The sequence below is a fragment of the Chelatococcus sp. CO-6 genome (assembly GCF_001271345.1).
Taxonomy (GTDB): Bacteria; Pseudomonadota; Alphaproteobacteria; order Rhizobiales; family Beijerinckiaceae; genus Chelatococcus_A; species Chelatococcus_A caeni.
This window is the reverse complement of record NZ_CP012398.1, coordinates 3,959,629-3,985,440: the sequence shown is the minus strand read 5'-3', so window position 1 is coordinate 3,985,440 and position 25,812 is coordinate 3,959,629. Positions and strand designations below refer to the sequence as shown.

At 67.4% G+C, this 25,812-nt stretch carries 24 protein-coding genes, 1 tRNA gene and 1 pseudogene; 17 read left to right on the top strand and 9 right to left on the bottom strand.

The genetic code is table 11. The features are described from left to right. Positions 1-23 precede the first annotated feature (23 nt). The 3 genes from AL346_RS18650 to AL346_RS18640 all read right to left on the bottom strand — a co-directional run bounded on the left by AL346_RS18650 (position 24) and on the right by AL346_RS18640 (position 2,962). Positions 24-869 (bottom strand): alpha/beta fold hydrolase, encoded by an 846-nt coding sequence (locus AL346_RS18650; protein WP_040405487.1) that lies wholly within the window; start codon positions 867-869, stop codon positions 24-26. Positions 870-971: 102 nt separating this feature from the next. Further along, on the bottom strand, positions 972-2,225 hold the full coding sequence (gene tyrS, locus AL346_RS18645; RefSeq protein ID WP_019404381.1) for a tyrosine--tRNA ligase: 1,254 nt from the start codon (positions 2,223-2,225) through the stop codon (positions 972-974). 77 nt (positions 2,226-2,302) lie between these two features. After that, positions 2,303-2,962 (bottom strand): alpha/beta hydrolase, encoded by a 660-nt coding sequence (locus AL346_RS18640; RefSeq protein ID WP_019404380.1) that lies wholly within the window; start codon positions 2,960-2,962, stop codon positions 2,303-2,305. 260 nt (positions 2,963-3,222) lie between these two features. Between AL346_RS18640 and AL346_RS18635 the strand changes: the two genes are divergently transcribed. The 9 genes from AL346_RS18635 (at position 3,223) to AL346_RS18595 (ending at position 11,261) form a co-directional block, all read left to right on the top strand. Continuing rightward, on the top strand, positions 3,223-4,407 hold the full coding sequence (locus AL346_RS18635; protein ID WP_019404379.1) for a cysteine desulfurase family protein: 1,185 nt from the start codon (positions 3,223-3,225) through the stop codon (positions 4,405-4,407). A 54-nt stretch (positions 4,408-4,461) separates the two neighbouring features. Continuing rightward, entirely contained in the window at positions 4,462-5,937 is a 1,476-nt protein-coding gene (gene sufB, locus AL346_RS18630; RefSeq protein WP_019404378.1) for a Fe-S cluster assembly protein SufB, read from the top strand. 95 nt (positions 5,938-6,032) lie between these two features. Further along, positions 6,033-6,782: a Fe-S cluster assembly ATPase SufC gene (sufC, locus tag AL346_RS18625; protein WP_019404377.1), complete on the top strand. Its 750-nt coding sequence runs from the start codon at positions 6,033-6,035 to the stop codon at positions 6,780-6,782. Positions 6,783-6,792: 10 nt separating this feature from the next. Continuing rightward, positions 6,793-8,115 carry a Fe-S cluster assembly protein SufD gene (gene sufD / locus AL346_RS18620; RefSeq protein ID WP_053193942.1) on the top strand — a complete coding sequence of 441 codons (1,323 nt, stop codon included), beginning with the start codon at positions 6,793-6,795 and terminating at the stop codon, positions 8,113-8,115. Positions 8,116-8,316: 201 nt separating this feature from the next. Next, positions 8,317-9,561 (top strand): cysteine desulfurase, encoded by a 1,245-nt coding sequence (locus AL346_RS18615; protein WP_026015113.1) that lies wholly within the window; start codon positions 8,317-8,319, stop codon positions 9,559-9,561. Between the two features lie 34 nt (positions 9,562-9,595). Then, complete coding sequence (locus tag AL346_RS18610) at positions 9,596-9,955, top strand: SUF system Fe-S cluster assembly protein (RefSeq protein ID WP_050996591.1); 360 nt, start codon at positions 9,596-9,598, stop codon at positions 9,953-9,955. Positions 9,956-9,962: 7 nt separating this feature from the next. Then, positions 9,963-10,391, top strand: a complete 429-nt coding sequence (locus AL346_RS18605; protein ID WP_019402031.1) for a VOC family protein — start codon at positions 9,963-9,965, stop codon at positions 10,389-10,391. A 168-nt stretch (positions 10,392-10,559) separates the two neighbouring features. Beyond that, positions 10,560-10,940, top strand: a complete 381-nt coding sequence (locus AL346_RS18600; RefSeq protein WP_019402032.1) for an iron-sulfur cluster assembly accessory protein — start codon at positions 10,560-10,562, stop codon at positions 10,938-10,940. After that, entirely contained in the window at positions 10,941-11,261 is a 321-nt protein-coding gene (locus tag AL346_RS18595; RefSeq protein ID WP_082312574.1) for a TfoX/Sxy family protein, read from the top strand. Positions 11,262-12,118: 857 nt separating this feature from the next. On the opposite strand, the pseudogene AL346_RS25705 reads toward AL346_RS18595, so the two are convergent. Continuing rightward, a pseudogene (locus tag AL346_RS25705) lies at positions 12,119-13,567 on the bottom strand (DEAD/DEAH box helicase); the annotation flags it as partial. 185 nt (positions 13,568-13,752) lie between these two features. Here AL346_RS25705 and AL346_RS18585 point away from each other — a divergent pair. After that, positions 13,753-14,436, top strand: coding sequence for an alpha/beta fold hydrolase (locus AL346_RS18585; protein WP_019402035.1), 684 nt, complete (start codon positions 13,753-13,755; stop codon positions 14,434-14,436). Positions 14,437-14,447: 11 nt separating this feature from the next. Here AL346_RS18585 and parE read toward each other — a convergent pair whose 3' ends face one another. Both parE and AL346_RS18575 read right to left on the bottom strand, forming a co-directional pair. After that, positions 14,448-16,511: a DNA topoisomerase IV subunit B gene (gene parE / locus AL346_RS18580; RefSeq protein ID WP_019402036.1), complete on the bottom strand. Its 2,064-nt coding sequence runs from the start codon at positions 16,509-16,511 to the stop codon at positions 14,448-14,450. A 152-nt stretch (positions 16,512-16,663) separates the two neighbouring features. Next, the gene (locus AL346_RS18575; protein ID WP_019402037.1) at positions 16,664-17,083 is read right to left on the bottom strand and encodes a hypothetical protein; all 420 of its coding nucleotides are present in this window, start codon (positions 17,081-17,083) and stop codon (positions 16,664-16,666) included. Positions 17,084-17,215: 132 nt separating this feature from the next. Between AL346_RS18575 and AL346_RS18570 the strand changes: the two genes are divergently transcribed. Continuing rightward, positions 17,216-17,440: a hypothetical protein gene (locus tag AL346_RS18570; RefSeq protein WP_019402038.1), complete on the top strand. Its 225-nt coding sequence runs from the start codon at positions 17,216-17,218 to the stop codon at positions 17,438-17,440. Positions 17,441-17,470: 30 nt separating this feature from the next. Here AL346_RS18570 and AL346_RS18565 read toward each other — a convergent pair whose 3' ends face one another. Further along, positions 17,471-18,070 carry a trans-aconitate 2-methyltransferase gene (locus tag AL346_RS18565; RefSeq protein WP_053193940.1) on the bottom strand — a complete coding sequence of 200 codons (600 nt, stop codon included), beginning with the start codon at positions 18,068-18,070 and terminating at the stop codon, positions 17,471-17,473. A 131-nt stretch (positions 18,071-18,201) separates the two neighbouring features. Here AL346_RS18565 and AL346_RS18560 point away from each other — a divergent pair. Continuing rightward, positions 18,202-18,291: transfer RNA gene (locus tag AL346_RS18560), tRNA-Ser, on the top strand. A 136-nt stretch (positions 18,292-18,427) separates the two neighbouring features. Here the strand turns inward: AL346_RS18560 and AL346_RS18555 are convergent. Then, complete coding sequence (locus tag AL346_RS18555) at positions 18,428-18,880, bottom strand: hypothetical protein (protein ID WP_156332803.1); 453 nt, start codon at positions 18,878-18,880, stop codon at positions 18,428-18,430. Between the two features lie 315 nt (positions 18,881-19,195). Here AL346_RS18555 and AL346_RS25175 point away from each other — a divergent pair, with 315 nt between their 5' ends. The 3 genes from AL346_RS25175 (at position 19,196) to AL346_RS18545 (ending at position 24,001) form a co-directional block, all read left to right on the top strand. Then, the gene (locus tag AL346_RS25175) at positions 19,196-19,411 is read left to right on the top strand and encodes a hypothetical protein (protein ID WP_156332802.1); all 216 of its coding nucleotides are present in this window, start codon (positions 19,196-19,198) and stop codon (positions 19,409-19,411) included. Positions 19,412-19,838: 427 nt separating this feature from the next. Further along, on the top strand, positions 19,839-22,481 hold the full coding sequence (locus tag AL346_RS18550; protein WP_245303213.1) for an autotransporter outer membrane beta-barrel domain-containing protein: 2,643 nt from the start codon (positions 19,839-19,841) through the stop codon (positions 22,479-22,481). Positions 22,482-22,651: 170 nt separating this feature from the next. Further along, positions 22,652-24,001: a ferric reductase-like transmembrane domain-containing protein gene (locus AL346_RS18545; RefSeq protein WP_026014989.1), complete on the top strand. Its 1,350-nt coding sequence runs from the start codon at positions 22,652-22,654 to the stop codon at positions 23,999-24,001. A 50-nt stretch (positions 24,002-24,051) separates the two neighbouring features. Here AL346_RS18545 and AL346_RS18540 read toward each other — a convergent pair whose 3' ends face one another. Next, complete coding sequence (locus AL346_RS18540; RefSeq protein ID WP_026014990.1) at positions 24,052-24,756, bottom strand: glutathione S-transferase family protein; 705 nt, start codon at positions 24,754-24,756, stop codon at positions 24,052-24,054. Between the two features lie 107 nt (positions 24,757-24,863). Between AL346_RS18540 and AL346_RS18535 the strand changes: the two genes are divergently transcribed. After that, positions 24,864-25,229 (top strand): helix-turn-helix domain-containing protein, encoded by a 366-nt coding sequence (locus tag AL346_RS18535; protein ID WP_019401337.1) that lies wholly within the window; start codon positions 24,864-24,866, stop codon positions 25,227-25,229. Between the two features lie 137 nt (positions 25,230-25,366). Next, complete coding sequence (locus tag AL346_RS18530) at positions 25,367-25,720, top strand: DUF1428 domain-containing protein (RefSeq protein WP_019401338.1); 354 nt, start codon at positions 25,367-25,369, stop codon at positions 25,718-25,720. The last annotated feature ends 92 nt before the right edge of the window (positions 25,721-25,812 follow it).

The following is a 25,812-nucleotide window of genomic DNA, read 5'->3' as shown; positions in this document are numbered from 1 at the left end:
GGGCGCCGATGGCGGTGGCCACGTCAAACGGTTTGTCGCCGAATTTCATCGACGATCCTGCGCCAATCCTTCGCATTCAGTTCGTGCCCCGCCTCCAATGCCACTAGGCGGGCAGAGGCAAGCTTGGCCGCAAGTTTTTTGCCATGCTCGAAAGAAAGGATCGGATCGCTTCTGCCGTGGATGACGAGTGCCGGGACCACGATTTCCGAAAGTCGCCCCGCCCACTCCTCACCGCCGCCAAGCATGCTGTGGTTCAGCGCGCTCTGGGGGTTGAGCGCCCGATCATACTCCCGCTCAGCCAGACTTCGGGCACGGCTCTCGTCGAAGTTGGCGTTCGATCCTGCCGAAATGCGAAAGCTCTCGACATGGAAGTCGACCACGGCACCGCGGTCACTCCAATCAAGTGTTTCGATCTTGCCGAAATGGGCAAGAAGGGCAGGATCCATCGGTGGCAGGTCCGGATCATCCTCGTCAAAAGCCGATGTGCTGATGAGCGTTAGGGACTGCACGCGACGCGGCTGCTTCAGAGCAACGAGCTGGGCGATCATACCTCCCAGAGACATGCCGACCAGATGCGCATGTGGGATTCCATAGCCATCCAAAATGGCAATGGCGTCATCGGCCATGTCGTCGATCGTGTAGAGCGGGGCTCCCGGGTGCTGAGTGGTGCTGCGGCCTGTATCCCGGTTGTCGTATCGAATGACAAAACGGCCAGCCTCGGCCAACATCTGGCAAAGCTCATCCGGCCACCACAGCATGGACGCAGTCGCGCCCATGATCATTAGAATGGCAGGAGCCGTAGGTTCTCCGAACGACTCCGCCCGAAGGCTCACGGATCCGTGGTTGATCGTTCTTTCTGATCCGGGCATTCGTTCGCTCCACGGCTATGCCTTGGCCGCGCCACCTCCGTCGGGGGCGGACGCTGACCGTACCAATCGCGCGTTCCCCGTCCCGACGGATCCTGGACCGCGTTAGAGCGCCCGCAGCAGCACGTGCTTCTTCTTGCCGAGCGACAGCTTGACGACGCCGTCGGCCGTCAGGTTGCCGGGGTCGAGGACCGCCCGCTCGTCGCTCACGACCTCGTCGTTGACCTTGAGGCCGCCGCCCTTGATCTGGCGCCGCGCCTCGCTGGTGGAGGCGACGAGGCCGGCCTTGACGAAGGCGGCGAGCACGCCGAGCCCGGCCTGCAGCTCGGCCGAAGGCACGTCGATGCTCGGCAGGTTCTCGGCCAGCGCCCCTTCCTCGAAGGTCTTGCGTGCCGTCTCGGCCGCCGTCTCGGCCGCCACGCGGCCGTGGACGAGGGCGGTGATCTCGGTGGCGAGGACCTTCTTGGCCTCGTTGAGCTCGGCGCCCTCGAGCCGCTCGAGCCGCGCGATCTCGTCGAGCGGCAGGTCGGTGAAGATCCTGAGGAAGCGACCGACGTCGGCGTCCTCGGAGTTGCGCCAGTACTGCCACAGCCCGTAGGGCGGCAGCATGTCCTCGTTGAGCCAGACGGCGCCGGCGGCCGACTTGCCCATCTTGGCGCCGGAGGCGGTGGTCAGGAGCGGGCAGGTGAGGGCGAAGACCTGGGTGGCGTCGACGCGGCGGGCGAGCTCGATGCCGTTGACGATGTTGCCCCACTGGTCGGAGCCGCCCATCTGCAGGCGGCAGCCGTAGCGGCGGCTGAGCTCCAGGAAGTCGTAGGCCTGGAGGATCATGTAGTTGAACTCGAGGAAGGAGAGCGGCTCCTCCTTGTCGAGGCGCGCCTTCACCGATTCGAAGCTCAGCATGCGGTTGACGGTGAAGTGCCGGCCGATGTCGCGCAGGAAGGGAATGTACTCGAGCCTGTCGAGCCATTCGGCATTGTCGACCATGATGGCGTCGCTCGGGCCGTCGCCGAAGGTGAGGAACTTCGAGAAGACCTTGCGGATGCCCTCCTTGTTGGCGGCGATCTGCGCATCGTCGAGCAGCGGGCGCGCCTCGTTGCGGAACGAGGGGTCGCCGATGCGCGTCGTGCCGCCGCCCATCAGCACGATGGGCTTGTGGCCGGCCTGCTGCAGGCGGCGCAGCATCATGATGTTGGTCATGTGCCCGACATGCAGGCTCGGCGCCGTCAGGTCATAGCCGATATAGGCGACGATCCGTTCCTTCACGGCGAGGTCGTCGAGCGCCTCGGCATCCGAGATCTGGTGGATGAGCCCGCGCGCCGCCAGCGTGCGCAGGAAATCGGAACGGTACGTCGTCATGTCGGTCAGTCTTGCGTTGGAATGGGACGGGGCGCCGTGAGGCGCCCCGCGATCTGAAGCCTGTTTGCGTCTTCGCGTCAGGCGGCGTCTTCGTGCGGGGTGCCGATGCGCTTGTCGAGATAGGCGTCGACCGTCTGCATCAGCTCCTCGACCTTGCCGTCGAAGAAGTGATTGGCGCCGTCGATCACCGCGTGTTCGAGCACGATGCCCTTCTGGGTCTTGACCTTCTCGATGACGCTGATGACGTCCTTCGCCGGCGCGACCCGGTCCTCGGAGCCGTGCACGAAGAGGCCAGAGGAGGGGCAGGGCGCGAGGAAGGAGAAGTCGTAGCGGTTCGCCATGGCCGCGATCGACAGGAAGCCTTCGATCTCCGGCCGGCGCATGAGGAGCTGCATGCCGATCCACGCGCCGAAGGACACGCCGGCGATCCAGCAGCTGCGCGCGTCCGGATTGAGCGACTGCACCCAGTCGAGCGCGGCGGCCGCATCCGACAATTCGCCGTGGCCGTGGTCGAAGGAGCCCTGGCTGCGCCCGACGCCGCGAAAGTTGAAGCGCAGCACCGCAAACCCACGGTTCACGTAGGTGTAGAACAGGCTGTACACGATCTGGTTGTTCATCGTGCCGCCGAACTGCGGATGCGGATGAAGAATGATCGCGATGGGCGCGCCCTTCTTCTTCGCAGGCTGGTAGCGGCCTTCGAGACGCCCGGCAGGGCCGTTGAAAATGACTTCAGGCATGATCCGGCACCGTTACCGCGATAAAGCCTGCGCCGCCGGAAGCCACGCCAGTGGCCGTGCAAATCTTGACATGCCGGTCGCGCACTTCTAAATCACGGTTAGAACTGTTCTAAGAGCCAACTTATACGTGCATCGAGTTGCATATGCAACCGGATGGCGTGGGTGGTGGCTCCGGTGATGTGGTCGCTCTTCTCTACCACATCAACAGGGGCAAAAAGCAAGGTTTGTGATCGGCAGGCGAGGAGGCCGGCGGAGACAGCATGGCGGGCATGCGTCATTACCTCGACTACAACGCCTCGGCGCCCCTGCGGCCGGCCGTGCGCGAGGTGATCCTGCGTGCCTTCGAGGAGGTCGGCAATCCCTCGTCCGTGCATGCGGAAGGGCGCCGGGCGCACGCGCTGATCGAGACGGCGCGCGAAAAGGTGGCCGCCCTCGTCGGCGCGCGGGCGCGCGACGTCGTCTTCACCAGCGGCGGCTCGGAAGCCAACAATACCGTGATGACGCCGTCGCTGCGGCGCGAACCGTCCTTCGCGACGCTCGCGCTCCATCTCATGGGCGCGGGCGAACATGCGAGCGTGCTCGGCGGCAGCCGCTTTCCCGAGAACGCCCGCGAGACGATCCCGGTCGACCAGGACGGCATCGCCGATCTCGGTTTCATCGACGCGCGGCTGCGTCGCCTGGCGAACGAAGGTGGAGCGACGGCGCTCGTCAGCCTGCAGGCGGCCAACAGCGAGACCGGCGTCGTCCAGCCGCTCGCCGAGGTGGCCGAGGTCGTGCACCGCCATGGCGGGCTGCTGCATGTCGACGCCGTGCAGGCGGCGGGCAAGCTGTCCGTCGACATGGCCGCCTGGGGCGCGGACGTCATCACCCTGTCCGCCCACAAGATCGGCGGACCGAAGGGCGTCGGCGCCTTCGTCACCCGGCCCGGCGTCGAGGTGCGCGAGCGGCTGGTGCGCGGCGGCGGCCAGGAGGGCGGCTATCGGGCCGGCACGGAGAATGTTGCGGGCATAGCGGGCTTCGGGGAGGCCTGTGCGCTTGCGCTGGCAGGGCTTGCGGATTATGCCGCCCTGACCGGTGCCTTGCGCGACGGGCTCGAAGCCCGCCTTCGCCTGGTCGAGCCTGGAGTGGTGGTTTTCGGTGCCAGGGCCCCGCGCCTGCCGAACACGAGCGCCTTCGCGATCGATGGCCTGAAGGCGGAAACGCTGCTCATGATGCTCGATCTCGAGGGCATGGCGGTGTCGTCCGGCTCGGCCTGCTCGTCGGGCAAGGTGCGGCGCTCGCATGTGCTCACGGCGATGGGGGTCGCCCCCTCGCTCGCCGAGGGGGCGCTGCGCGTGAGCTTCGGCTGGGCCTCGACCGAGGCGGACGTGGAATCCTTTGCGACGGCCTTTCAGAAAGTGGTCGGCGCACTCATCTCTCGTCGCAAGGGGCTGAACGCCGCCTGAGGACGAGTAGGTCACCAACCCGCGGCCCTTGAAGCCGTGAGAGGAGGTAGTACAATGCCTGCGGTGCAGGAAACGGTAGAACGCGTCAAGGCGATCGACGTCGAGCAGTACAAGTACGGCTTCGAGACGACGATCGAGATGGACAAGGCCCCCAAGGGCCTCAACGAGGACATCGTCCGCCTCATCTCGTCCAAGAAGGGCGAGCCGGAGTGGATGACGGAGTGGCGCCTCGAGGCGTTCCGCCGCTGGCAGACGATGCGCGAGCCCAAGTGGGCGCGCGTCAACTACCCGCCGATCGACTACCAGGAGCTCTACTACTACGCCGCGCCGAAGAAGAACCCGGCGCCGAAGTCGCTCGACGAGGTCGATCCGGAGATCCTCAAGACCTACGAGAAGCTCGGCATTCCGCTGCGCGAGCAGGAGATCCTCGCCGGCGTCGAGGGCGCGGGCTCGCGCGTCGCGGTCGATGCCGTCTTCGACTCGGTCTCGGTGGTCACCACCTTCAAGGAGGAGTTGAAGAAGGCGGGCGTCATCTTCTGCTCGATCTCCGAGGCGATCCGTGAATATCCGGAGCTGGTGCGCAAGTACCTCGGCTCGGTCGTGCCGGTGTCGGACAACTTCTTCGCCACGCTCAACAGCGCCGTGTTCACGGACGGGTCCTTCGTCTACATCCCGGAGGGCGTGCGCTGCCCGATGGAGCTGTCGACCTACTTCCGCATCAACGAGCGCAGCACCGGCCAGTTCGAGCGCACGCTGATCATCGCCGACAAGGGCTCCTACGTCAGCTATCTCGAGGGCTGCACGGCGCCGGCGCGTGACGAGAACCAGCTGCACGCGGCCGTTGTCGAGCTGATCGCGCTCGACGATGCCGAGATCAAGTACTCGACGGTCCAGAACTGGTACCCGGGCGATGCCGAGGGCAAGGGCGGCGTCTACAACTTCGTGACCAAGCGCGGCGACTGCCGCGGCGCGAACTCGAAGATCTCGTGGACGCAGGTCGAGACCGGCTCGGCCATCACGTGGAAGTACCCGTCCTGCATCCTGCGCGGCGACAATTCCCGCGGGGAGTTCTACTCGATCGCCATCTCCAACGGCTATCAGCAGGTCGACAGCGGCACCAAGATGATCCATCTCGGCAAGAACACGACGAGCCGGATCATCTCCAAGGGCATCGCCGCCGGCCGCTCCGAGAACACCTATCGCGGGCTCGTCTCGGCCCATCGCAAGGCGAGCGGGGCGCGCAACTTCACGAACTGCGATTCCCTGTTGATCGGCGACAAGTGCGGTGCGCACACGGTGCCCTACATCGAGTCGAAGAATGCCTCGGCGGTCTTCGAGCACGAGGCGACGACGTCGAAGATCTCGGACGACCAGATGTTCTACTGCCTGCAGCGGGGTCTCGACGAGGAGGAGGCGGTGGCGCTCATCGTCAACGGCTTCGTCAAGGATGTCCTGCAGCAGCTGCCGATGGAATTCGCGGTCGAGGCCCAGAAGCTCATCTCCATCAGCCTCGAAGGCTCGGTGGGCTGACACGCAACGCAACCAAGGCCGGAGACGGCGGGCGACGTGGAACGATCCTTCCCGCCCGCATCCCATCCGGCGCCACGAACGGACGGAACAAAGACATGCTTCAGATCAACAACCTCGTCGTCGAAATCGAGGGCAAGCGCATCCTCAACGGGCTCGACCTCTCCGTGAAGGCCGGCGAGGTCGCCGCCATCATGGGCCCGAACGGCTCGGGCAAGTCGACGCTGTCCTATGTCATCGCCGGCAAGGAGGAGTACGAGGTCCTCGACGGCGAGATCCTCGTCGACGGCGAGAACATCCTCGAGCTCGAGCCCAACGAGCGCGCGGCCAGGGGTGTGTTCCTCGCCTTCCAGTACCCGCTCGAGATCCCCGGCGTCTCGACCATGACCTTCCTCAAGGCGATCATGAACGCCCAGCGCAAGGCGCGCGAGGAGGCGGAGCTGACCACGCCCGAGTTCATGAAGCGCGTGAAGGCTGCAGCCCAAGAGCTTCACATCGATCAGGAAATGTTGCGCCGCGGCCTCAACGTCGGCTTCTCCGGCGGCGAGAAGAAGCGCATGGAGATCCTGCAGATGGCCCTCCTGGAGCCGCGCTTCTGCATCCTCGACGAGACGGACTCGGGCCTCGACATCGATGCGCTCAAGATCGTCGCCGAGGGCGTCAACACGCTGCGCGACCCGGCCCGCGCCTTCCTCGTCATCACCCACTACCAGCGACTGCTCAACCATATCGTGCCCGATACGGTGCACGTGATGGCCAATGGCCGCATCGTGCGCTCCGGCGGCAAGGAGCTTGCCCTCGAGCTCGAGGCGAGCGGCTATGCGGATTACCGCGAGCAGGCGGCGTGAGGGCGGCACGATGGCTGAAATCACACCGATCAGGACTGCCGCCGAGGTCGCGCTCGTAGAGCGTTTCGAGGACCTCAAGGACAAGCTCCCGGGCTCGGGCGAGATCGCGCGCGGGCGCGACGAGGCCTTTGCCCTCATCGCCGCTGCCGGCCTTCCCAACCGGCGCGTGGAGGAGTGGAAGTACACCGACCTGCGCAGCGCCGTGCGCGAGGCGGCGCCACTCGCCGAGCGCCCCGCCGATGCGGCCGCGCTCGTCGACAAGGGGCGCGCCTTCGCCAAGGTCGATGCGGTGCGGCTGTCCTTCGCCAACGGCCACCTCGTGGCCGAGCGCTCGGACCTTGCCGCGCTGCCGGCCGGGGTCACGGTGACGCCGCTCGCGGCGGCGCTTGCCGAGGGGCATCCGCTCCTCGCCGAGATGGGCAAGGTGGCGGTCGCCAAGGGCAACTTCGCCCTCGCGCTGAACAGTGCCTTCATGATGGACGGCGCGCTCATCAAGGTTGCGGCCGGCACCGCCGTGGACAAGGCGCTGCACCTCAGGTTCGTCAACGGTGGCGCCAGCCCCTTCGCCACGGCGCCGCGCATCGTGATCCTCGTCGAGGACGGCGCCTCGGTTACGGTCCACGAGAGCCACGAGGGCGTCGGCACGGCGGCCTACCAGGCCAATTCGGTGGTCGAGATCGTCGCCGGCAACGGCACGACGATCACCCATGCGCGCCTCAACGCCGAGCAGGCCGATGCCATCGCGCTCTCGACCCTGGCCGTGACGCTGGGGGCCGAGGCGAAGCTGACCTCGCTCGGCGCGGTGACGGGCGGCAGCCTGTCGCGGCACCAGGTGTTCCTCGCCTTTGCGGGCGAGCATTCCAGCCTGACGCTCGGCGGGGCGACCATGCTGCGCGGGCGCCAGCACGCCGACACGACGCTGGTGGTCGATCATGCGGTGCCGCATTGCGACAGCCGCGAGCTGTTCAAGACCGTGATCGACGGGGAGGCGACCGGCGTCTTCCAGGGCAAGATCATCGTGCGCCCGGACGCGCAGAAGACCGACGGGCGCATGATGTCCGCCGCGCTGCTGCTCTCCGAGACGGCGACGATGAACAACAAGCCGGAGCTGGAGATCTTCGCCGACGACGTGCAGTGCGCCCACGGCGCCACCTGCGGCGAGCTCGACGACGACCTCTTGTTCTACCTCACGGCCCGCGGCCTGCCGCGTGCGGTGGCCGAGGCACTCCTGGTGCAGGCCTTCCTCGGCGAGGCGCTGGAACTCGTCGAGGACGAGGCCGTGCGCGAGGAACTCGTCGCCCGGGCGGAAGGCTGGCTCGGCGAGCGGACGTGACCGACGGGCGCGGCGCAGGCCGCGCTCTGGGATTGGATGGCGGTTCTGATCCCTCCCCTTGAGGGGAGGGTGGATCGGTTGAAGGACCGAGACGGGTGGGGGGCAGGCATCTGTGAAGCGCAGATGCCCCCTCCGTCTCGCTTCGCGAGCCACCTCCCCCTGAAGGGGGAGGATCAGGGTGCCCATGCGAGTGATGCGACCATGAACAGGATCGAACCGATCGGCACCTTCGACGTCGCGGCCGTGCGCCGCGAGTTCCCGATCCTCGCCCGCGAGGTCTACGGCAAGCCGCTCGTCTATCTCGACAGCGCCGCCTCGGCCCAGAAGCCCCGCGCCGTCATCGAGGCGATGACCTACAGCTTCGAGAACGCCTACGCCAACGTCCATCGTGGCCTGCACTACATGGCCAATGCGACGACCGAGGCCTTCGAGGACGCGCGCGAGGCGGTCCGCGGCTATCTCAATGCCGAGAGCACGGAGGAGATCGTCTTCACCCGCTCGGCGACGGAAGCCATCAATCTCGTCGCTGCCTCTTACGGGCGGCTGGCGGGAATCGGCGAGGGCGACGAGATCGTGATCTCCATCATGGAGCATCACTCCAACATCGTACCCTGGCACTTCCACCGCGAACGCAGCGGCGCCGTCATCAAATGGGCGCCGGTGGACGAGGAGGGCAACTTCCTCCTCGACGAATTCGAGAAGCTGCTCACCGAGCGCACGAAGATCGTCGCCATCACGCATATGTCGAACGTGCTCGGCACGGTGACGCCGGTGAAGGACATCGTGCGCATCGCCCATGCCCGCGGCATTCCCGTGCTCGTCGACGGCAGCCAGGGCGCCGTGCACCTGCCGGTCGACGTGCGCGACCTCGACGCCGATTTCTACGTCTTCACCGGGCACAAGGTGTACGGGCCGACGGGCATCGGCGTGCTCTACGGCAAGCGCAAGTGGCTCGAGGCGATGCCGCCCTTCAACGGCGGCGGCGAGATGATCGAGACCGTCACGACGGACACCGTCACCTACAATGCCCCGCCGCATCGCTTCGAGGCCGGCACGCCGCCGATCGTCGAGGCGATCGGGCTCGGTGCCGCGGTGCGCTTCGTCGAGAAGCTCGGGCGCACGGCGATCCTCGCCCATGAGGAGAAGCTGCGCGACTATGCGCATGAGCGGCTCGGCGCCTTGAACGCCCTGCGCATCATCGGCCGCGCTGCGAACAAGGGGGCCATCGTGTCCTTCGAGATGAAGGGGGCGCATGCCCATGACGTCGCCACCGTCATCGATCGCGCCGGGGTCGCGGTTCGCGCCGGCACGCATTGCGCCATGCCGCTGCTCGCGCGCTTCGGGACGACGTCGACCTGCCGCGCCTCATTTGCCCTGTACAACACGCTCGAGGAGGTCGATAACCTCGCCGACGCATTGATGAAGGCCGAACGGCTGTTCGCCTGAGGAGGCATTCGTGACGCAAGCCGACAGCAGCGACGTGAAGCCGAACGCGCCCGACATCGAGCTCGCCGGCCAGCTGCCGCCCGAGGAGGTGGACCGGCTGACCGACGACATCGTGGCGGCGCTGAAGACGGTGTACGATCCCGAGATCCCCGCCGACATCTACGAGCTCGGCCTGATCTACCGCGTTGACATCGACGACGGACGCAACGTGACGATCGACATGACGCTGACGGCGCCGGGCTGCCCGGTGGCTGGCGAGATGCCGGGCTGGGTGGAGGGCGCGGTCGCCGCCGTGCCCGGCGTGCAGTCCGTCGTCGTCAACATGGTCTTCGATCCGCCGTGGGACCAGAGCCGCATGTCGGACGAGGCGCGCATCGCCCTCGACATGTGGTGAGGCCGATATGGCGGGCGAGGCAGGGCCGCGGATCACGGCCGTCGTCGAGACGGCGCTCTACGTGGACGACCTCGGCCGGGCGTGTGGTTTCTACGAGAAGGTGCTCGGGCTAGAGGCCCAGGTGAGCGACCAGCGCTTCGCGGCCTATCCGCTCGGGCCGGCGAGCGTCCTGCTGCTCTTCAAGCGCGGCGAGACGCTGGCGACCGTGACGCTCCCCGGCGGCACCATCCCGCCGCACGACGGGCAGGGGCCGCTGCATGTCGGCCTTGGCGTGGCTGCCGAGGACATGGCGGCCTGGGAGGCGCGGCTCGCGACTCACGGCGTCGCCATCGAGGGGCGGACCGAATGGCCGCGCGGCGGGCGCAGCATCTATTTCCGCGACCCGGACGGGCATCTCGTCGAACTGCTCACGCCCGGCGTCTGGACGGTCTACTGAGTCGCATTTCTCGCGCGCGCCCGACGAGCCGGGGGACGGGACTGCAGCACGGGCAGCGCCAGATGAGACCGGCGACAGGCGCCGTGCCCTCGACGTTGTGCCGCCCAATGACTATCTTTAGTGGGAATCTCGACCTCAGGGCCTTGAACCCTGCAAGGAGGAGCCGGAATGGGTGCAATTCGCTCCCTCAAGATCATGGGCATGAGCGACGCGGCCGCCGAGCGCGTCAAGGCGATCATCGCCAGTGCCGACAGGCCGATCGTCGGCGTGCGCGTCGGTGTCAAGAACGGCGGCTGCGCCGGCATGGAATACACGATGGAATATGCCGAGGCGATCAAGCCCGGTGACGAGGTGATCGAGGACAAGGGCGTCACCATCCTTGTCGATCCCAAGGCCGTCCTGTTTCTGCTCGGCACGGAGATGGACTACAAGGTCGACAAGCTGTCGGCCCAGTTCGTCTTCAACAATCCCAACCAGACGTCGGCTTGCGGATGCGGCGAATCCGTCGCCATCACCCCCGCGCGGCCGGAGCAGCTCGCAGGCGCCTGATTGCGCGACGCGGACGACATCGCCGAACTCTTCGCGCCTTTCCGCCCGGTCGGCATCAGGCGCATGTTCGGCGGTCTCGGCATCTATGCCGAAGGGAAGATGTTCGCGCTCGCGGTGGACGGCGAGGTCTATCTCAAGACAGACGCCGCCTTTGCCGAGGCCCTCGGGCATCTCGGCTCGCGGCCGTTCGCCTATGCGCGCAAGGACGGCCGGGTGGTGACCCTGTCCTACTGGCTGCTGCCGGACGCCGCCTATGACGAGCCGGACATGCTGGCGGATCTCTCCGCCCGTGCCTTGAGCATCGCCGGAGCGCGGCCTTAGCGCCGCGCTCCTGCACCGTACGCTCAGTCGCCCGCCTCGACGACCTCGGCCTTCCTGCTGCGCGGCTTCCTCGCAGCAGGCTTGCCGGCAGGCGCTTCCGCGTCCTTGGAAGCAGGCTTCCTCGCGGCTGGCTTCTTCGCGGCAGGCTTCTTGGAGGCCGCCTTCTTCACACCCGTGCTGCGAGCAACTGGCGCCTTCCTGGACGCCGTTTTGCCGGCAGGCGCGGCTTCGCTGGCCGCCTCTCCATCCGCAGCCTTGCGGGGGGCGGCCTTCTTCGGCTTGGCCGCCTCGGTCGGAGCCTCGGCGTCGGCCTTCTTGCGACGGGGCGTCCTGGACGGCTGCGCCGGGGCTTCGGCCGTCACCGCTTCAGCAGCGCCCTTGCGGGACGACTTTCGGCTGGCCGCCTTCGAAGGCGCGGGAGCTGCGGCTTCGGCTTCAGCTGCAGGCTCCGCCGTGGCCTTGCGGGCGCGCGGCTTCGGCGCCGGCTGCTCGTCCGCGACGTCCGGGGTCGCCGCAGCCTTGCGCGGCGCACGCTTGCGGGTCTTGCCGGCCGGATCAGCCTCCGCCGCAGGCTCTTCCTTCGCCGTGCGACGCGAGGCGGCCTTGCGCGGGGCAGGGGCTTCCTCGGGCGCAACGACCTCCGTCACCGGCGGCGCCAGCTCCTCGGCCTTACCGGGGGCTTCCGGCGCGGCAGCGGCCGGAACCTCGACCGGCTGCGCAGCCTCCGCCGCGGCGGGCCGGTCGTGCCGGCGGCCACGACGCCGGCGGCCCGACGTGCGCTCAGCCTTGGCTTCCGAAGCGGTCTCGACCGGCACCGCGGTCTCCTCGACCACCGGGGCTGCCGTGCCTTCATCGTCGCTGCTGACGGGGATGACGACCGGCCGCAGGATGAAGCTCGGCACGTGCTCGCCGAAACCGACGACCATCTCGTCGTCCCTGTCGGCATAGCGTCGCTGCTGGTGCTGCCGATCGCCGCGCCGTTCTTCGTGGCGCTGCGAGGGGCGTCCGTCCGGCGTGATCGGCGCATGCTGCTGCGGGGCCGCCTCGGCGGCCCGGCTGCGTTCGCCGCGTCCACGCCCCCTGTCACGGTCACGCTCGCGATCCCGGCCGCCGCGCCTGCCGCGGTGGCGATCGCCATCCTCCTGCGGAGCATGGCCGACCGAGGCGATGAACTCGCCGAGGGTCGGGCCTTCCCAGGCGACGGTCTGGCCCGTCAGGGCCTCGATGGCGGCAAGGGACTTCTCGTCACCCGGGGCGACGATGGTCGTCGCATAGCCGGTGCGGCCGGCGCGGCCCGTGCGGCCGATGCGGTGCACGTAATCCTCGGCGTGATGGGGCACGTCGTAATTGAAGACGTGGCTGACGGCCGGGATGTCGAGGCCGCGTGCCGCGACGTCGCTTGCGACGAGCAGCTTGATAGTGCCGTTGCGGAAGCTGTCCAGCGCCTGCATGCGCGAGCGCTGGTCCATGTCGCCGTGCAGGGCGACGACGTTGAAGCCGTGCCGCTCCAGCGAGCGCAGGACGATGGCGACATCCCGCTTGCGGTTGCAGAAGATGATCGCGTTCTGCAATTCGTCGCCGGCGCTGCGGATGAGCCGCCGCAGCGTCTCGCGCTTGTGGTGCTGCTCACTGCCGGAGGCGACGAGGCGCTGGGTGATGGTCGTGGCCGTCGAGGCGGCGCGCGCCACCTCCACCTTCACGGGATTGTGCAGGAAGGTATCCGTCAGGCGCTGGATCTCCGGCGGCATGGTGGCCGAGAAGAACAGCGTCTGGCGCGTGAAGGGCACGAGGCGGCAGATGCGCTCGATGTCCGGGATGAAGCCCATGTCGAGCATGCGGTCGGCCTCGTCGATGACGAGGATCTCGATGCCGGTGAGCAGCAGCTTGCCGCGCTCGAAATGGTCGAGCAGACGTCCGGGCGTGGCGATCAGCACGTCGACGCCGCGGGTGATCTTGGCATCCTGGTCGCCGAAGGAGACGCCGCCGATCAGGAGCGCCACCGACAGCTTGTGGTTGGTGCCGTATTTCTCGAAGCTCTCTTCCACCTGCGCAGCGAGTTCGCGCGTCGGCTCGAGGATGAGCGTGCGCGGCATGCGCGCCCGGGCCCGGCCGTGCTCCAGCAGCGTCAGCATGGGCAGCGTGAAGGCCGCCGTCTTGCCGGTGCCGGTCTGGGCGATGCCGAGGACATCCCGCCGCTGCAACACATGCGGGATCGCCGTCTGCTGGATGGGGGTGGGCGTGTTGTAGCCTGCGGCCGCGACGGCTTGTTGAACCTTTTCGCTCAGGCCAAGATCAGTAAATGACATCGACGTCCGTGATTATGCGTCTGCGGATTGGGTTTAAGGCCAAGGGAGACCTTGTGACGCGTACGGCGCGTCAGTCGCCGCTCACTGCCCGCTACGCTTGCGCGGACCATAAGAGGATCACGGGCAAAGTCAATGTCGCAAAGGCCGTTGTCGAACGATTGCATAGCATTGGCGGTGAGCCGCTGGTGCTTGTGCCTGGGCTCAACTGCACGGGGACGCTCTTCGCCCCGCAAATACGCGCCTTCGCGGGGAAGCGCACCGTCGTCGTTGCGGAAAACCGGCTCGACGACACGCTCGAAGGCATGGCGCAACGCCTCCTCGCCGCGGCGCCGGACCGCTTCGCCCTCGGCGGCCTGTCCATGGGCGGCTATGTGGCGCTCGCAGTCATGCGCCTGGCGCCTGAGCGGGTGACGCAGCTTGCATTGCTCGACACGACGGCGCGGCCGGACACCGAGGAGGCGAGCGCCAATCGCCGCCGCCTTATCGCCCTCGCCGAGCAGGGGCGTTTCGAGGAGGTGCATCCCGTGCTCTGGCAGCGCCTCGTCGCCCGGGAGCGGCTCTCGGACAAGGCTCTCGAAGGGGAGGTGCGCGGCATGATGGTCGAGACCGGCGCGCAAGCCTTCGTGCGCCAGCAGCGCGCCATCATGGCGCGGCCCGATGCGCGCCCCGGACTGACGCGGATCGCCGTGCCGACGCTCGTTCTCGTCGGTCAGGAGGATGAGATTACGCCGCCGGTCACGGCGGAGGAGATGGCGGGCGCCATCCCCGCGTCCTCGCTCGTCGTTGTGCCCGGTTGCGGCCATCTCTCGACGATGGAGCGGCCGGATGCGGTCAATGCGGCACTCGCCGCCTGGCTGCAGCGCAGCTGACCTTCCAGGGGTCAGATGTCGAGCTCGCGCGCGAAGGCGGCGCGTTCCTGGATGAAGGCGAAGCGCGCCTCCGGCTTGTTGCCCATGAGCCGGTCGACCGTGTCCGTCGTGTCGCCCTTGGCCTCGGCCAGCACGACGACCTTGTAGAGCAGGCGCTTGGCCGGTGCCATGGTCGTCTCCTTGAGCTGCGCCGGCAGCATCTCGCCGAGGCCCTTGAAGCGGCCGATCTCGACCTTCTTGCCCTTGAACACGCTGTCCATCAGTTCCTGGCGATGGGCATCGTCGCGGGCGTAGACCGTCTTGCCGCCGTGCGTCAGCCGGTAGAGCGGCGGCACGGCGAGATAGAGATGGCCGTTGTCGATCAGCCGCGGCATCTGCTGCCAGAAGAAGGTGATGAGCAGCGATGCGATATGGGCGCCGTCGACGTCGGCGTCCGTCATGATGACGATCTTCTCGTAGCGCAGGTCGTCGTCGCGGTAGTGGGAGCCGGTGCCGCAGCCGAGCGCCTGCACGAGATCGGCGAGCTGCTGGTTCTGCGCCAGCTTCTCGCGGCCGGCCGAGGCGACGTTGAGGATCTTGCCGCGCAATGGCAGCACGGCCTGGGTCGCGCGGTCGCGCGCCTGCTTGGCGCTGCCGCCGGCCGAGTCGCCCTCGACGATGAAAAGCTCGGAGCCCGCCGCGCCCGCATTGGTGCAGTCGGCGAGCTTGCCGGGCAGGCGCAGCTTGCGCGTCGCGGTCTTGCGCGCCACCTCCTTCTCGGCGCGGCGGCGCAGGCGCTCCTCGGCGCGTTCAATGGTCCAGTCGAGCAGGCGCGAGGCCTGCTGCGGCGCCGCCGCCAGCCAGTGGTCGAAGGCATCGCGCACGGCGCCCTCGACGATGCGCGAGGCCTCCAGCGTCGCCAGCTTGTCCTTGGTCTGGCCCTGGAATTCCGGCTCGCGGATGAAGACCGAGAGCATGCCGGCGCAGGTCGCCATCACGTCGTCGGTGGTGACCTGGCCGGCGCGCTTGGCCTGGCCGACACGTTCGGCATGGTCGCGCAGGCCGCGCAGCAGGGCCATGCGCAGGCCCGACTCGTGCGTGCCGCCCTCCGGCGTCGGAATGGTGTTGCAGTAGGAGGAGACGAAGCCGTCGTCGCGCGACAGCCAGGCCACCGCCCATTCGAGCGAGCCGTGCCCGCCCGGCTTGTCGATGCGGCCGGAGAAGATCTGGTCGCACACGAGCTCGCTGCCGTCGATCTCGCGCGCGAGATAGTCCTTGAGGCCGCCGGGGAACTTGAAGGTCGCCTCGCTCGGCACGCCTTCCTGCTTCTCGGCGAGGGCAGGGGCGCAGCGCCAGCGGATCTCGACGCCGCCGAAGAGATAGGCCTTGGAGCGCGCCATCTTGAACAGGCGGCGCGGATTGAAGGTCGCGCCTTCCTTGAAGATGGTGGCATCGGGCTTGAAGCGCACGGTGGTGCCGCGGCGGTTCTGCACCCGTCCGACGGTCTCCAGCGGCCCCATGGCGACGCCGCGCGCATAGACCTGGCGATAGAGCATCTGGCTGCGCGCCACCTCGACCTCCAGCCGCTCGGCCAGCGCGTTGACCACGGAGACACCGACGCCGTGCAGGCCGCCGGACGTCTCGTAGACCTTGGAGTCGAACTTGCCGCCCGCATGCAGCGTGGTGAGGATGACCTCGAGCGCCGACTTCTCAGGGAACTTCGGGTGCGGATCGATGGGGATGCCCCGGCCGTTGTCCGTCACGCGCAGGAAGCCGCTCTCCTCGAGCTCGACCTCGATGAAGGTCGCATGGCCGGCTACCGCCTCGTCCATCGCATTGTCGATCACCTCCGCGAAGAGGTGATGCAGCGCCTTCTCGTCGGTGCCGCCGATGTACATGCCGGGGCGCCGGCGCACCGGCTCCAGTCCCTCGAGCACCTCGATGGAGGCGGCGGTATAGCCGGCCTCGGTCGGCGTGCCATTGGCGCGGCCCGGCAAGGACGCCTGGTCCACCGGGAGCTTCGCGGACGGGCGCGCCGCCTTGCGGGCCGCCGCTGCGTTGCCTCCGCCGCCGAACAGATCGCCCGCATCCGTCATTGCCGCTGCCCAACCCCTCGTCAAAAACCGATTCGCCCCGCCGGCAGTATCGCATGGCTGCCGCAGGGACGGGAACGGATCGGAAACACCACGTCCGCGGGGGCGCGGTCAAGGTTTGTTTTCCCCGACCGGCGCAGATCCCGCGGGACCAGCTAGCCTGCGGCGGGGTTCGCCGCCTCGCCGGCCGTGAAGACCACATAGGCGAAGAGCGCCATGGAGAACAGGGTCGCAAAGGACGCCAGGATCGCGACCGGCTCGCCCCAGGGGAGCCCCAAGGCAATGCCGGGAAGGCCGACCGCGAACAGGACGAGCCCGCCGGTTGCCAGCCCGTAGTGGATTTTCGCCAGGCGGGCCGAAACCGTCCCGATCAGGGCGTAGAACAGCCCGAACAGGAAGAGCGAGACCCAGCCGACGAGATTGATGTGCGCGTGCACGGTGCGGAAGGTGTGGTCGTGCGACGCGCCCATGAAGATGCCGAGGCCGAGGCCGGCCAGGGCGGCGATCACGGCGGTGCGCAGGAACAGGCGCCCGACGGCTCGCGTCGGGGTTGTGGATGTGGTGCCGGCGATCATGGTCGTTGTCCCCTCGGTGCTGCCCGGTGACAGAATGCCGCGTCCGAGGATGTTTCGCCATGGCTCCCGAGGTGTCGCATTTAGAAAACATTAACCATGCATGATCTTTCATGGCCGCAGTCGGAGGAAGCCATGATCGCTGCCGCGCTGCTTGAGGAGATGCACGAAGCCCACCTTGTGCGCGCCGCCGAGGCCGCCGGCCGCGCCTTCGGCCGGTGCTGCGAGAGTGACGGGCACTGGATGCTGGCGCCGGACCCCGTTCCCGTCATCTGGCGAACGATCACCCCCGACGAGTCCCAGGCGAAGCCGGCGAGGGGCGTCGTCCTCGGCCAGCGCCCGTCGTCCAAGGCCGCCTGAGGCGATCCGATCCGGGCGTTTATCTGCCCGTCAACGCCGGGCCAGCCAGACGGTGTGGCCGCCGCAGGACGGGTCCTCGACGACATGATCGAGGACGCGGAATTCCGCCGCGGCCAGAAGGGCCTCGTATTCCGCGCCATCGAGGCTGGCATGGTAGAGCGGCTCGCCCTCGAAAGTGCCGATGGCCTCGCCATGAGCCGGCCCGCTCGTGAACATCAGCGCCGTGCCGTTCCGCGCGTGGGCGGCAAAGACGCCGAACATCGCCCGCTGATCGTCCGCGGGAAGATGGAAGAAGCTGTCCCAGGCGAGAATGCCGCCGAACGCCCGCCCGAGAACGAGCCTGCGCATGTCGGCGACGAGCCATCGCTGTCCCGGAAAGCGTTCGCGGCAGAGCCCGATGAGGGTCGGCGAGGCATCGACGCCGGTGACCGCGCAGCCGCCTGCGATGAGATAACCCGCCATCGGCTCGCCCGAGCCGCAGCCGAGGTCGAGCACGGAGCGATCCTCACCGATCGCCGCGAGGAAGCGGTCGAGCCAGCCGCGCTCGAAGAGACTGCGGCCGCGCTGGCGATCGAAGGCGTGCGCATGCCGCTCGTAAAGGCCCGTGATGTCGTCGGCAGGATCGTCCATGCCGCCATCTTCCATGACGGTCGATGGGCAGCAAGGCCGCGGCAGTGGGGCCTCGCGCGGATCAACCGCCGCAGGCGCGCCTTTGCCCTTGTCAACGGCGGTCGGTGCCGTCAGAAGAGTGCTGCCGGCGAGGATGGGTGGCCGAGTGGTTTAAGGCAGCGGTCTTGAAAACCGCCGTGCGGGCAACCGTACCGTGGGTTCGAATCCCACCCCATCCGCCAGTCGGCTACCCGCAGAATGCTTGCGCCTACCTAAATTCAGTCGCTTTCGGTGATCTCGCCGCCCGCCCTGTGAAGCAAAAGCGAGTGACACGCGCGTAGCAGCGATCTGTATTTCGAGCTTTATGATGCTCGGCGATCACAAGCAGGATCGAATGCCGCTCTTTACAAGGTCCGACCAATCAGGGCCTAGCGTCTGCTTGGCATCAAGCGCCTGCTCGTATCCCGGGTCGCCCTTGTTGAACATGATGACCGTCAGCATCCGGTCATGGCTGCCGTAGGTCACGGTCTGCGGCGTATAGGTTGTCGTGCCGGAATAGGTGTTGCCCGAGATCCTGCCGAACGTGTTGGCTTGCATGCCGATGACGGCGGTGCGGACGTTGTTCTGCGAAGATCCGCCGGTGATAATGTAACGCTCATAACCAGCGCGGATTGTCTCGACGGCCGCCGATCTGGCAGCGACGCGCGCCGCCCCCATGGTTCCGCAGGCCGGCGCAGCCGACGCATCGATAATGGCGGTGTTCGCCGACGTGCGTGTCGCCTGCGCTCCTGCGCAGGCTGACAGCAGCAAGGCCGCCAGAATGACGGTCACTCGTCCTGTCATGATTCCCCAAGCCCGATGAAAGGCCACCTCGCGGCGGCCATTAAGTTTGGGCGGGATCGGAGCGTGGCGTCAAGCGCCACCACCGCGACCACGGCGTGTTCAGGAGTGCGATCAAGGCAGCGATCCGGCGAAGGATCCTGGCGCGCCCATAGCGACGCGCCGACGCGATCTGCTCGCCGCACTCGCGCCTCGACAGGCAGCGCCCTTTGTCTGGCCCTTGTGCCTTGACTGGCCATGGCGCTTGACCGCTGCCTCGGCAAATGCGTCAAATCCCTTGCAGACTAGCGGAGCGAGGGGCGCGCCATGGGGCGCTTGGCATTGGTGGTGGCACTGTGTGCGGCAAGCGCCGCATGCCAGTCTCAGGCGCAACGGACAGCCGAGTTGCAGGCTATCTGCGCCGACCCGATTACACGGACGCCCGGCAATTTCTATGCGCCGGAATGCGCGGCAATCGAACCGCAGACCAATGCCCAGCTCGCCGAGGACTATCTTGAGGACGCTCCTCGCGCGGATCGCTGACAGGCGCTGCGTCAGCCTGACCTCCTGATTTGAGCCCAGCTTCTGTGGCCGGCCAATCATGACCACCCGCGCGCGTGCACGCGGGGGCGGTTTCGAGTTGCACGGTATAGAGATTATCAACCCACGCCGGAGCTGGAATTTGCCTCGGCGATGCGACGAACGAAATGTCGCGCTCCTCGGGTGGGGGGGCGGCAATGTTTGCAGGATAATCTGCAGCTCGCTTGATCCGCAAGCGTCCATCATTGTCATCGGTATGTAAAATTGCGCCGGTTATTTACCATCCATCGCATTTTAAAGACTATTCGCTTGCCTGGACAATAGAATCTCTCCAACAGTCCCGACTTGCAGTGGCTGCGCCGGGCCTCTCAAAGCGCGCAGGCGCGCGGCATCGACGGGGGCTGACATGGGATATCGGGGAAGAGGCAGGTTGCTCGCAGGCGTCAGCTTTGCCGCATTGGGGCTGGCCTGCTCGTTGTCGACGGCCGCGTCGGCGGCGCAATACTTTGTCGGTAACGAGACGGAGCTGCGCGACGCCATCGCGGCGGCGAACGCGAGCCCGGACACGAGCTCGACGATCGTGCTCACGGGCAGTTTCGGGGTGTCGCCCACCAACATTCCGACACCGACGAAGTCGCTGACGATCGACACGCAGGGCTTCGTCCTGTCCGGCGTTCACGCTCCACCGGCATCGGCTGGCTCGATCCGCTTCGTCGGCAGTTTTCCGAGCGGAACACTGACGCTGTCGGGAGCATTCACGGGAGCCGATCAGGGCGGCGGCATGAGTGTCGGCGTTGGCGTGTTCGTCGACAGCCAACTGGCGAGCAGCGACGCACGGTTCGTCAATCTGGGATCGATCACCGGCGGCTCTGCAACGACGAGCGGCGCCGGCGGCGTCGGCCTGTCGGTGCTAAATGTCTTGACGGTCGTGAACAACGGTACGATCAGCGGCGGCAGCGGCGTGGGCGGTGGTAGCGGCAACAACGCATCAGGCGTCAACCTCTTCTCCGGCGCCTCGCTGATCAACAATGTCGGCGGTGTGGTCCTGGGCGGCAACAGCCAGGGCACGGGCGCGGGGGCAGGGGTCTTTGCGAACGCCCCGTCCAGGACGCCAACCATAATCAACTACGGCTTGATCCGTGGCGGCTCCGACCTTACCGGGCTCAATGATGGCAACGCAGCCATCCTCGCTCGGGGCACTCAGCTCGTCACGATCAGCAATGCCGGCATCCTCGAAGGCGGGAACAACAGGGCGGCCGTCGATTCCGACAATCCCGGAACGTCGAACATCTTCCTCATCAACAACGGCACGATCCGTGGGGGCGCCGGTTCCGCCAACGCCATCGAATTCGGCCAGACCGCGACAAGCAGGTCCATCCTGGAGCTGTGGGCCGGCTCGGTGATCGAAGGCAACGTGCTCGCCAGCGCCGTGGCGACCAACGACGTCTTCCGCCTCGGTGGCGCTACCAGCGCCAGCTTCGACATCTCCGCCCTCGGCCCGGCCGGGCAGTACCAGAACTTCGACAGCTTCGAGAAGACGGGCAGCAGCACCTGGACGCTGACCGGCGCCGGCACCTTCACCGGCCCGACGAACGTGATCGAGGGCAGGCTCGTCGTGAACGGCTCGCTGACCGGCTCGGCGGTGACGGTCCAGTCCGGCGGAACGCTCGGCGGCAACGGCACGGTCGGCGACACGAGCCTGCTCGCGGGCGGCCGCGTCGCACCCGGCAATTCCATCGGCACGCTGACCATCGCCGGCAATTACACCGGCAGCGGCGGCACGCTGGAGATCGAGGCGGTGCTCGGCGGCGATGCCTCGCCGAGCGACCGGCTCGTCGTCACCGGCGACACCGCCGGCGCCACCAACGTGCAGGTCGTCAACCTCGGCGGCTCCGGCGGGCAGACCGTGGAGGGCATCAAGATCGTCGAGGTCGGCGGCGCCTCGCTCGGCACCTTCTCGCTGCTCGGCGACTTCGTCTTCCAGGGCGAGCAGGCGGTGGTCGGCGGCGCCTATGCCTACCGGCTCTACCAGGGCGGGGTGTCGACGCCGGGCGACGGCGACTGGTACCTGCGCTCGGTGCTGATCGATCCGGTCACCGCCGCGGCGACGCCGCTGTGGCAGCCGGGCGTGCCGCTCTACGAGGCCTATGCCGGCGTGCTGCAGGCCTTCAACCAGCCGGGCACGCTGCAGCAGCGCCTCGGCAACCGCGCCTGGGCCGACGGCGCGCGCGACGGCACCGGCCTGTGGGCGCGCATCGACGCCTCCAAGGGCCGCTTCGAGCCGAAGAGCTCGACCACCGGCACCACCTATGACACCTCGATCTGGAAGCTCGAGGCGGGCATCGATGCGCTGCTCTTGGAGCAGCCGGGCGGGCGGCTGATGGGCGGGCTGTCCCTGCAGTACGGCACCATCTCCTCGGACGTTACCTCGCTCTTCGGCCGCGGCAGCATCGATACGAGCGGCTTCGGCCTCGGCGCGAGCCTCACCTGGTATGGCGACGGCGGCTTCTATGTGGACGGCCAGACGCGGGTGACGTGGTACGACAGCGACCTCAAGTCGAGCACGGCGGCGCGCAAGCTCGCCGACGGCAACGGCGGCGTCGGCTACGGGCTGAGCGTCGAGGCGGGGCAGCGCATCGCGCTCGGGAGCGGCTTCTCGCTGACGCCGCAGGCGCAGCTCGCCTATTCGGCGGTGAGCTTCGACGACTTCACCGACGCCTTCGGGACGCTGGTGCGGCTCGACGACGGCGACGGGCTGTGGGGGCGGCTCGGCCTGTCGGCCGACTACAACGGCTCCTGGCAGGATGCGGCCGGCCGCCTCAACCGCGCCCATGTCTATACCATCGCCAATCTCTACTACGACTTCGCCGCCGGCACGCGCGTGGCGGTGGCGGAACTGCCGTTCAGCAGCAAGAACGAAGAGCTGTGGGGCGGCCTCGGCCTCGGCGGCTCGCTGAACTTCGCCGGGGACCGGTATTCACTCTACGGCGAGGCGCTGGTGCGCACCGGCCTCGACAACTTCGGCGACAGCCACGTCCTGTCGGGCAGCGTCGGCTTCCGCGCGCGGTGGTAGGGGCGAGATCGGAGTGAAGGAAAGATCCGCGGACCAGCGACCGGAATGTTCATGACATAATCGTAATGTTCCGGCGTCGACGCGCCCGCCGTAGATTGACGCATGTCAACGATCACCGCTGCCTCTTTAAATAGTCAAATCATAAAGAGGCGCAGCGGAGCGCGGTCGACATGCGGAATATCAGGCGAGCCCTCTGGGGAATATTGTCCGCGCTGACCGTGCTGTGGCTGCTGGCGGAGCCGCAGGTGCTTCAGCCGGCGGGCTTCTTCGCCCTGCGGGCCAGCCTCGTCCAATACAGCGGGATCATCGCGATGGGGGCCATGAGCGTCGCCATGATCCTGGCGCTGCGGCCGCGCTGGCCGGAACGGTGGTTCGGCGGGCTCGACAAGATGTACCGGCTGCACAAGTGGCTGGGCATCACGGCGCTCGTCGTGGCGGTGGTCCACTGGCTGTGGAGCCAGGGGCCGAAATGGGCGGTCGGCTGGGGCCTGATCGCGCGGCCGGAGCGCGGCCCGAGCCCTCTGCTCGAAAACCCGGTCGGGCAATTCCTCATGACCTTGCGCGGCCCGGCCGAGGGCCTCGGCGAATGGGCCTTCTATGCCGCCGTGCTGCTGATCGGCCTCGCCCTCGTCAGGTTCGTTCCCTACCGCCTCTTCCGCAGGACGCACCAGCTCCTCGCCATCGTCTACCTGGTGCTGGTGTTCCACGCGGTGGTGCTGACGACATTCAGCTACTGGACGTCGCCCATCGGGATGGTGATGGCGCTGCTCCTCGCCGCCGGCACCTATGCGGCCGTGATCTCCCTCAGCAATCGCGTCGGCGCCGGACGGCAGTTTCGGGGCAGGATCGCCGCGCTCCAGTATTATCCCGGCGTGAAGGCGCTCGAAGTCGAGGTCGAGGTGCCGGACTGGCGCGGCCACAAGCCGGGCCAGTTCGCCTTCGCCACCTCGGACGGGTCCGAAGGGGCGCATCCCTACACCATCGCCTCGGCCTGGGGCGGCGAGGACCGGCGCATCCGCTTCATCGCCAAGGAGCTGGGCGACCACACCGGGCGCCTGCGCGAGAAGCTGAAGGTGGGGCAGGAGGTGAAGATCGAGGGGCCGTACGGCTGCTTCGACTTCGACAACGGGCATCCCCGCCAGATCTGGATCGGCGGCGGCATCGGCATCACGCCCTTCATCGCGGGCATGCAGCACCTGTCGCGGGAACGGCATGCACGCCCCGACCGGCCCCGACCGACCATCGACCTGTTCCATACGACGGCCGATTACGACGAAGGGGCCATCGAGAAGCTGACGGCCGATGCGGAGGCGGCGGGCATCCGCCTGCACGTGACGATCGATGCCCGCGACGGCTTGCTGAGCGGCGAGCGCATCCGCGCCGCCGTGCCGGACTGGCGCGAAGCCAGCATCTGGTTCTGCGGACCGGCGGGGTTCGGCCAGGCCTTGCGCAACGACTTCGATGCGCAGGGTCTGCCCATGGCGGAGCGGTTTCACCAGGAACTGTTCGCGATGAGGTGACGGCAACCCCGTGCTGTCCGACGCGGGGCAGCACGGGGTGGCTCACGCGGTCATTTGCCGTATCTGTCGATCACCTCGGCAAGCGGCAGGTGGCCGACGAGGGCTCCCTTTCCGGCCGACGCTTCCCCGTTCTCCAGCATCGTCGCATGGATGACGGCGGGGTCGCTTTCCAGCCGCTCGCGCACGGCCGACAGCTTCGGCCAGCGCTTGCGGTCGGCAACGGCGTGGTAGTCGAGCCAGCGGGCCACGCCGACGAAGACGGCGTCGGCGAGGGTCGGCCGCTCGCCGACGAGGAACGGACCGTCCCCGATCATGGCCTCGAGCTTGTCATGCCGCTCGATCACGTATGCGCGCCCCCAGCTCCGCAGGGCCGATTGCATGGCGGGATCGGGATCCTTCATCTCCAGGGCCGACCAGAGCGGGGAGAAGGCGCCGGTGAAGCCTGTGTTGACGAAGGCCATCAGCTGGTGCATCCGGTCCGCCTCCCGCGACAGGGGGGTGAAGCTGATGCGCCGCTCGCTGTCCCGCGCCTCGAGCCAGGCGGCGATCGCCATCGTCTCCGTCAGCAGCTCACCCTTGTCCGTGACGAAGACCGGGGTCTCGTGGCGCGGATTGACCCGGGCGTAGGACGGCTCGCGCATTTCGCCGAGCATGTCGACCCGGCACAGCCGGTAGGGCTTGCCCAGCCATTCGAGGGCCGCGACAAGGCCCATGGAGCTTCCCGAGGGGAAGCCGTAAAGTAGGATCGGCTCCAAAATCGATCTCCCGTGATTTCTGGTGATCACGCTGCGCAGCGAGCCCGGACCCTACTCGTCCGGTGAGCCGAGTAAATTACGCACTTTTTTGCAACCACGAGGCGTCGATGAAGGATCTTGTCTCCCGTTGCCCCATCGAGGAGGTGATGCAGGTGCTCAGCGGGCGCTGGCCGACCCTCCTGATCTACTATCTGAAGGACGGCACGAAGCGCTTCAGCGACCTGCGCCGGGACAATCCCACCATCTCGCACAAGATGCTGGCGTTCGAACTGCGCAAGCTGGAGGCGGCCGGCATCGTCCAGCGCACGGAGTTCGGCGGCTATCCCCTGCGCGTCGAATATGATCTCACGCCTGCGGGGGAGAGGATCGTGCCGCTGATCGACGCCCTCGGCGACTGGTGGGAGGAAGCCGCGGGCGCCGAAGCGGACGGCACGCGCGAGACGGAGAGCGTCGGCGCGCCGCAGGTACGGTAACGCACGATACGTCGCAGGCCGGGGCAGGGCGCGGCTGATGGCCGGGTTTTGACAGTGTCATATTATGTTGATATCAACTTATTAATCGGTGCTGCGGACCGGCGGGTCTGCAGCGCCATCCAAGGAGGAGTAGCGCAATGCCATATGTCGAAGGGTTCGTTGTGGCCGTGCCGGCCGAGAACAAGGAGCTGTTTCGCAAACATGCCGCGGAGGCGGCGGTGCTGTTCAAGGAATTCGGCGCCACCCGTGTCGTCGAGTGCTGGGGCGACGACGTGCCGGAGGGCAAGGTCACCGATTTCCGCAGGGCCGTGCAGGCCAAGGACGGCGAGGTCGTCGTCTTCAGCTGGGTGGAATATCCCACGCGAGCTGCGCGCGACGCCGCCAACGAGAAGATGATGGCAGACCCACGCATGCATGCCATGGGCGAGGAGATGCCATTCGACGGCAAACGCATGATATTCGGCGGCTTTGAAAGGATTCTCGACGTCTAGCCGCGCACTCCGACCGCTCCGGCCCGGTGCAGGAACCGGGCGGAGCGGCTCGGGGCCGGCCTTGCTTTCCGCCGGCAAGTCTCCCAATCTCG

Coding starts and splice junctions, on each gene's coding strand:
- AL346_RS18650 (WP_040405487.1), bottom strand. CDS start 869: ATGCCCGGATCAGAAAGAACGATCAACCACGGATCCGTGAGCCTTCGG.
- tyrS (WP_019404381.1), bottom strand. CDS start 2,225: ATGACGACGTACCGTTCCGATTTCCTGCGCACGCTGGCGGCGCGCGGG.
- AL346_RS18640 (WP_019404380.1), bottom strand. CDS start 2,962: ATGCCTGAAGTCATTTTCAACGGCCCTGCCGGGCGTCTCGAAGGCCGC.
- AL346_RS18635 (WP_019404379.1), top strand. CDS start 3,223: ATGGCGGGCATGCGTCATTACCTCGACTACAACGCCTCGGCGCCCCTG.
- sufB (WP_019404378.1), top strand. CDS start 4,462: ATGCCTGCGGTGCAGGAAACGGTAGAACGCGTCAAGGCGATCGACGTC.
- sufC (WP_019404377.1), top strand. CDS start 6,033: ATGCTTCAGATCAACAACCTCGTCGTCGAAATCGAGGGCAAGCGCATC.
- sufD (WP_053193942.1), top strand. CDS start 6,793: ATGGCTGAAATCACACCGATCAGGACTGCCGCCGAGGTCGCGCTCGTA.
- AL346_RS18615 (WP_026015113.1), top strand. CDS start 8,317: ATGAACAGGATCGAACCGATCGGCACCTTCGACGTCGCGGCCGTGCGC.
- AL346_RS18605 (WP_019402031.1), top strand. CDS start 9,963: ATGGCGGGCGAGGCAGGGCCGCGGATCACGGCCGTCGTCGAGACGGCG.
- AL346_RS18600 (WP_019402032.1), top strand. CDS start 10,560: ATGGGTGCAATTCGCTCCCTCAAGATCATGGGCATGAGCGACGCGGCC.
- parE (WP_019402036.1), bottom strand. CDS start 16,511: ATGACGGATGCGGGCGATCTGTTCGGCGGCGGAGGCAACGCAGCGGCG.
- AL346_RS18575 (WP_019402037.1), bottom strand. CDS start 17,083: ATGATCGCCGGCACCACATCCACAACCCCGACGCGAGCCGTCGGGCGC.
- AL346_RS18570 (WP_019402038.1), top strand. CDS start 17,216: ATGATCGCTGCCGCGCTGCTTGAGGAGATGCACGAAGCCCACCTTGTG.
- AL346_RS18565 (WP_053193940.1), bottom strand. CDS start 18,070: ATGGACGATCCTGCCGACGACATCACGGGCCTTTACGAGCGGCATGCG.
- AL346_RS25175 (WP_156332802.1), top strand. CDS start 19,196: ATGGGGCGCTTGGCATTGGTGGTGGCACTGTGTGCGGCAAGCGCCGCA.
- AL346_RS18545 (WP_026014989.1), top strand. CDS start 22,652: ATGCGGAATATCAGGCGAGCCCTCTGGGGAATATTGTCCGCGCTGACC.
- AL346_RS18535 (WP_019401337.1), top strand. CDS start 24,864: ATGAAGGATCTTGTCTCCCGTTGCCCCATCGAGGAGGTGATGCAGGTG.
- AL346_RS18530 (WP_019401338.1), top strand. CDS start 25,367: ATGCCATATGTCGAAGGGTTCGTTGTGGCCGTGCCGGCCGAGAACAAG.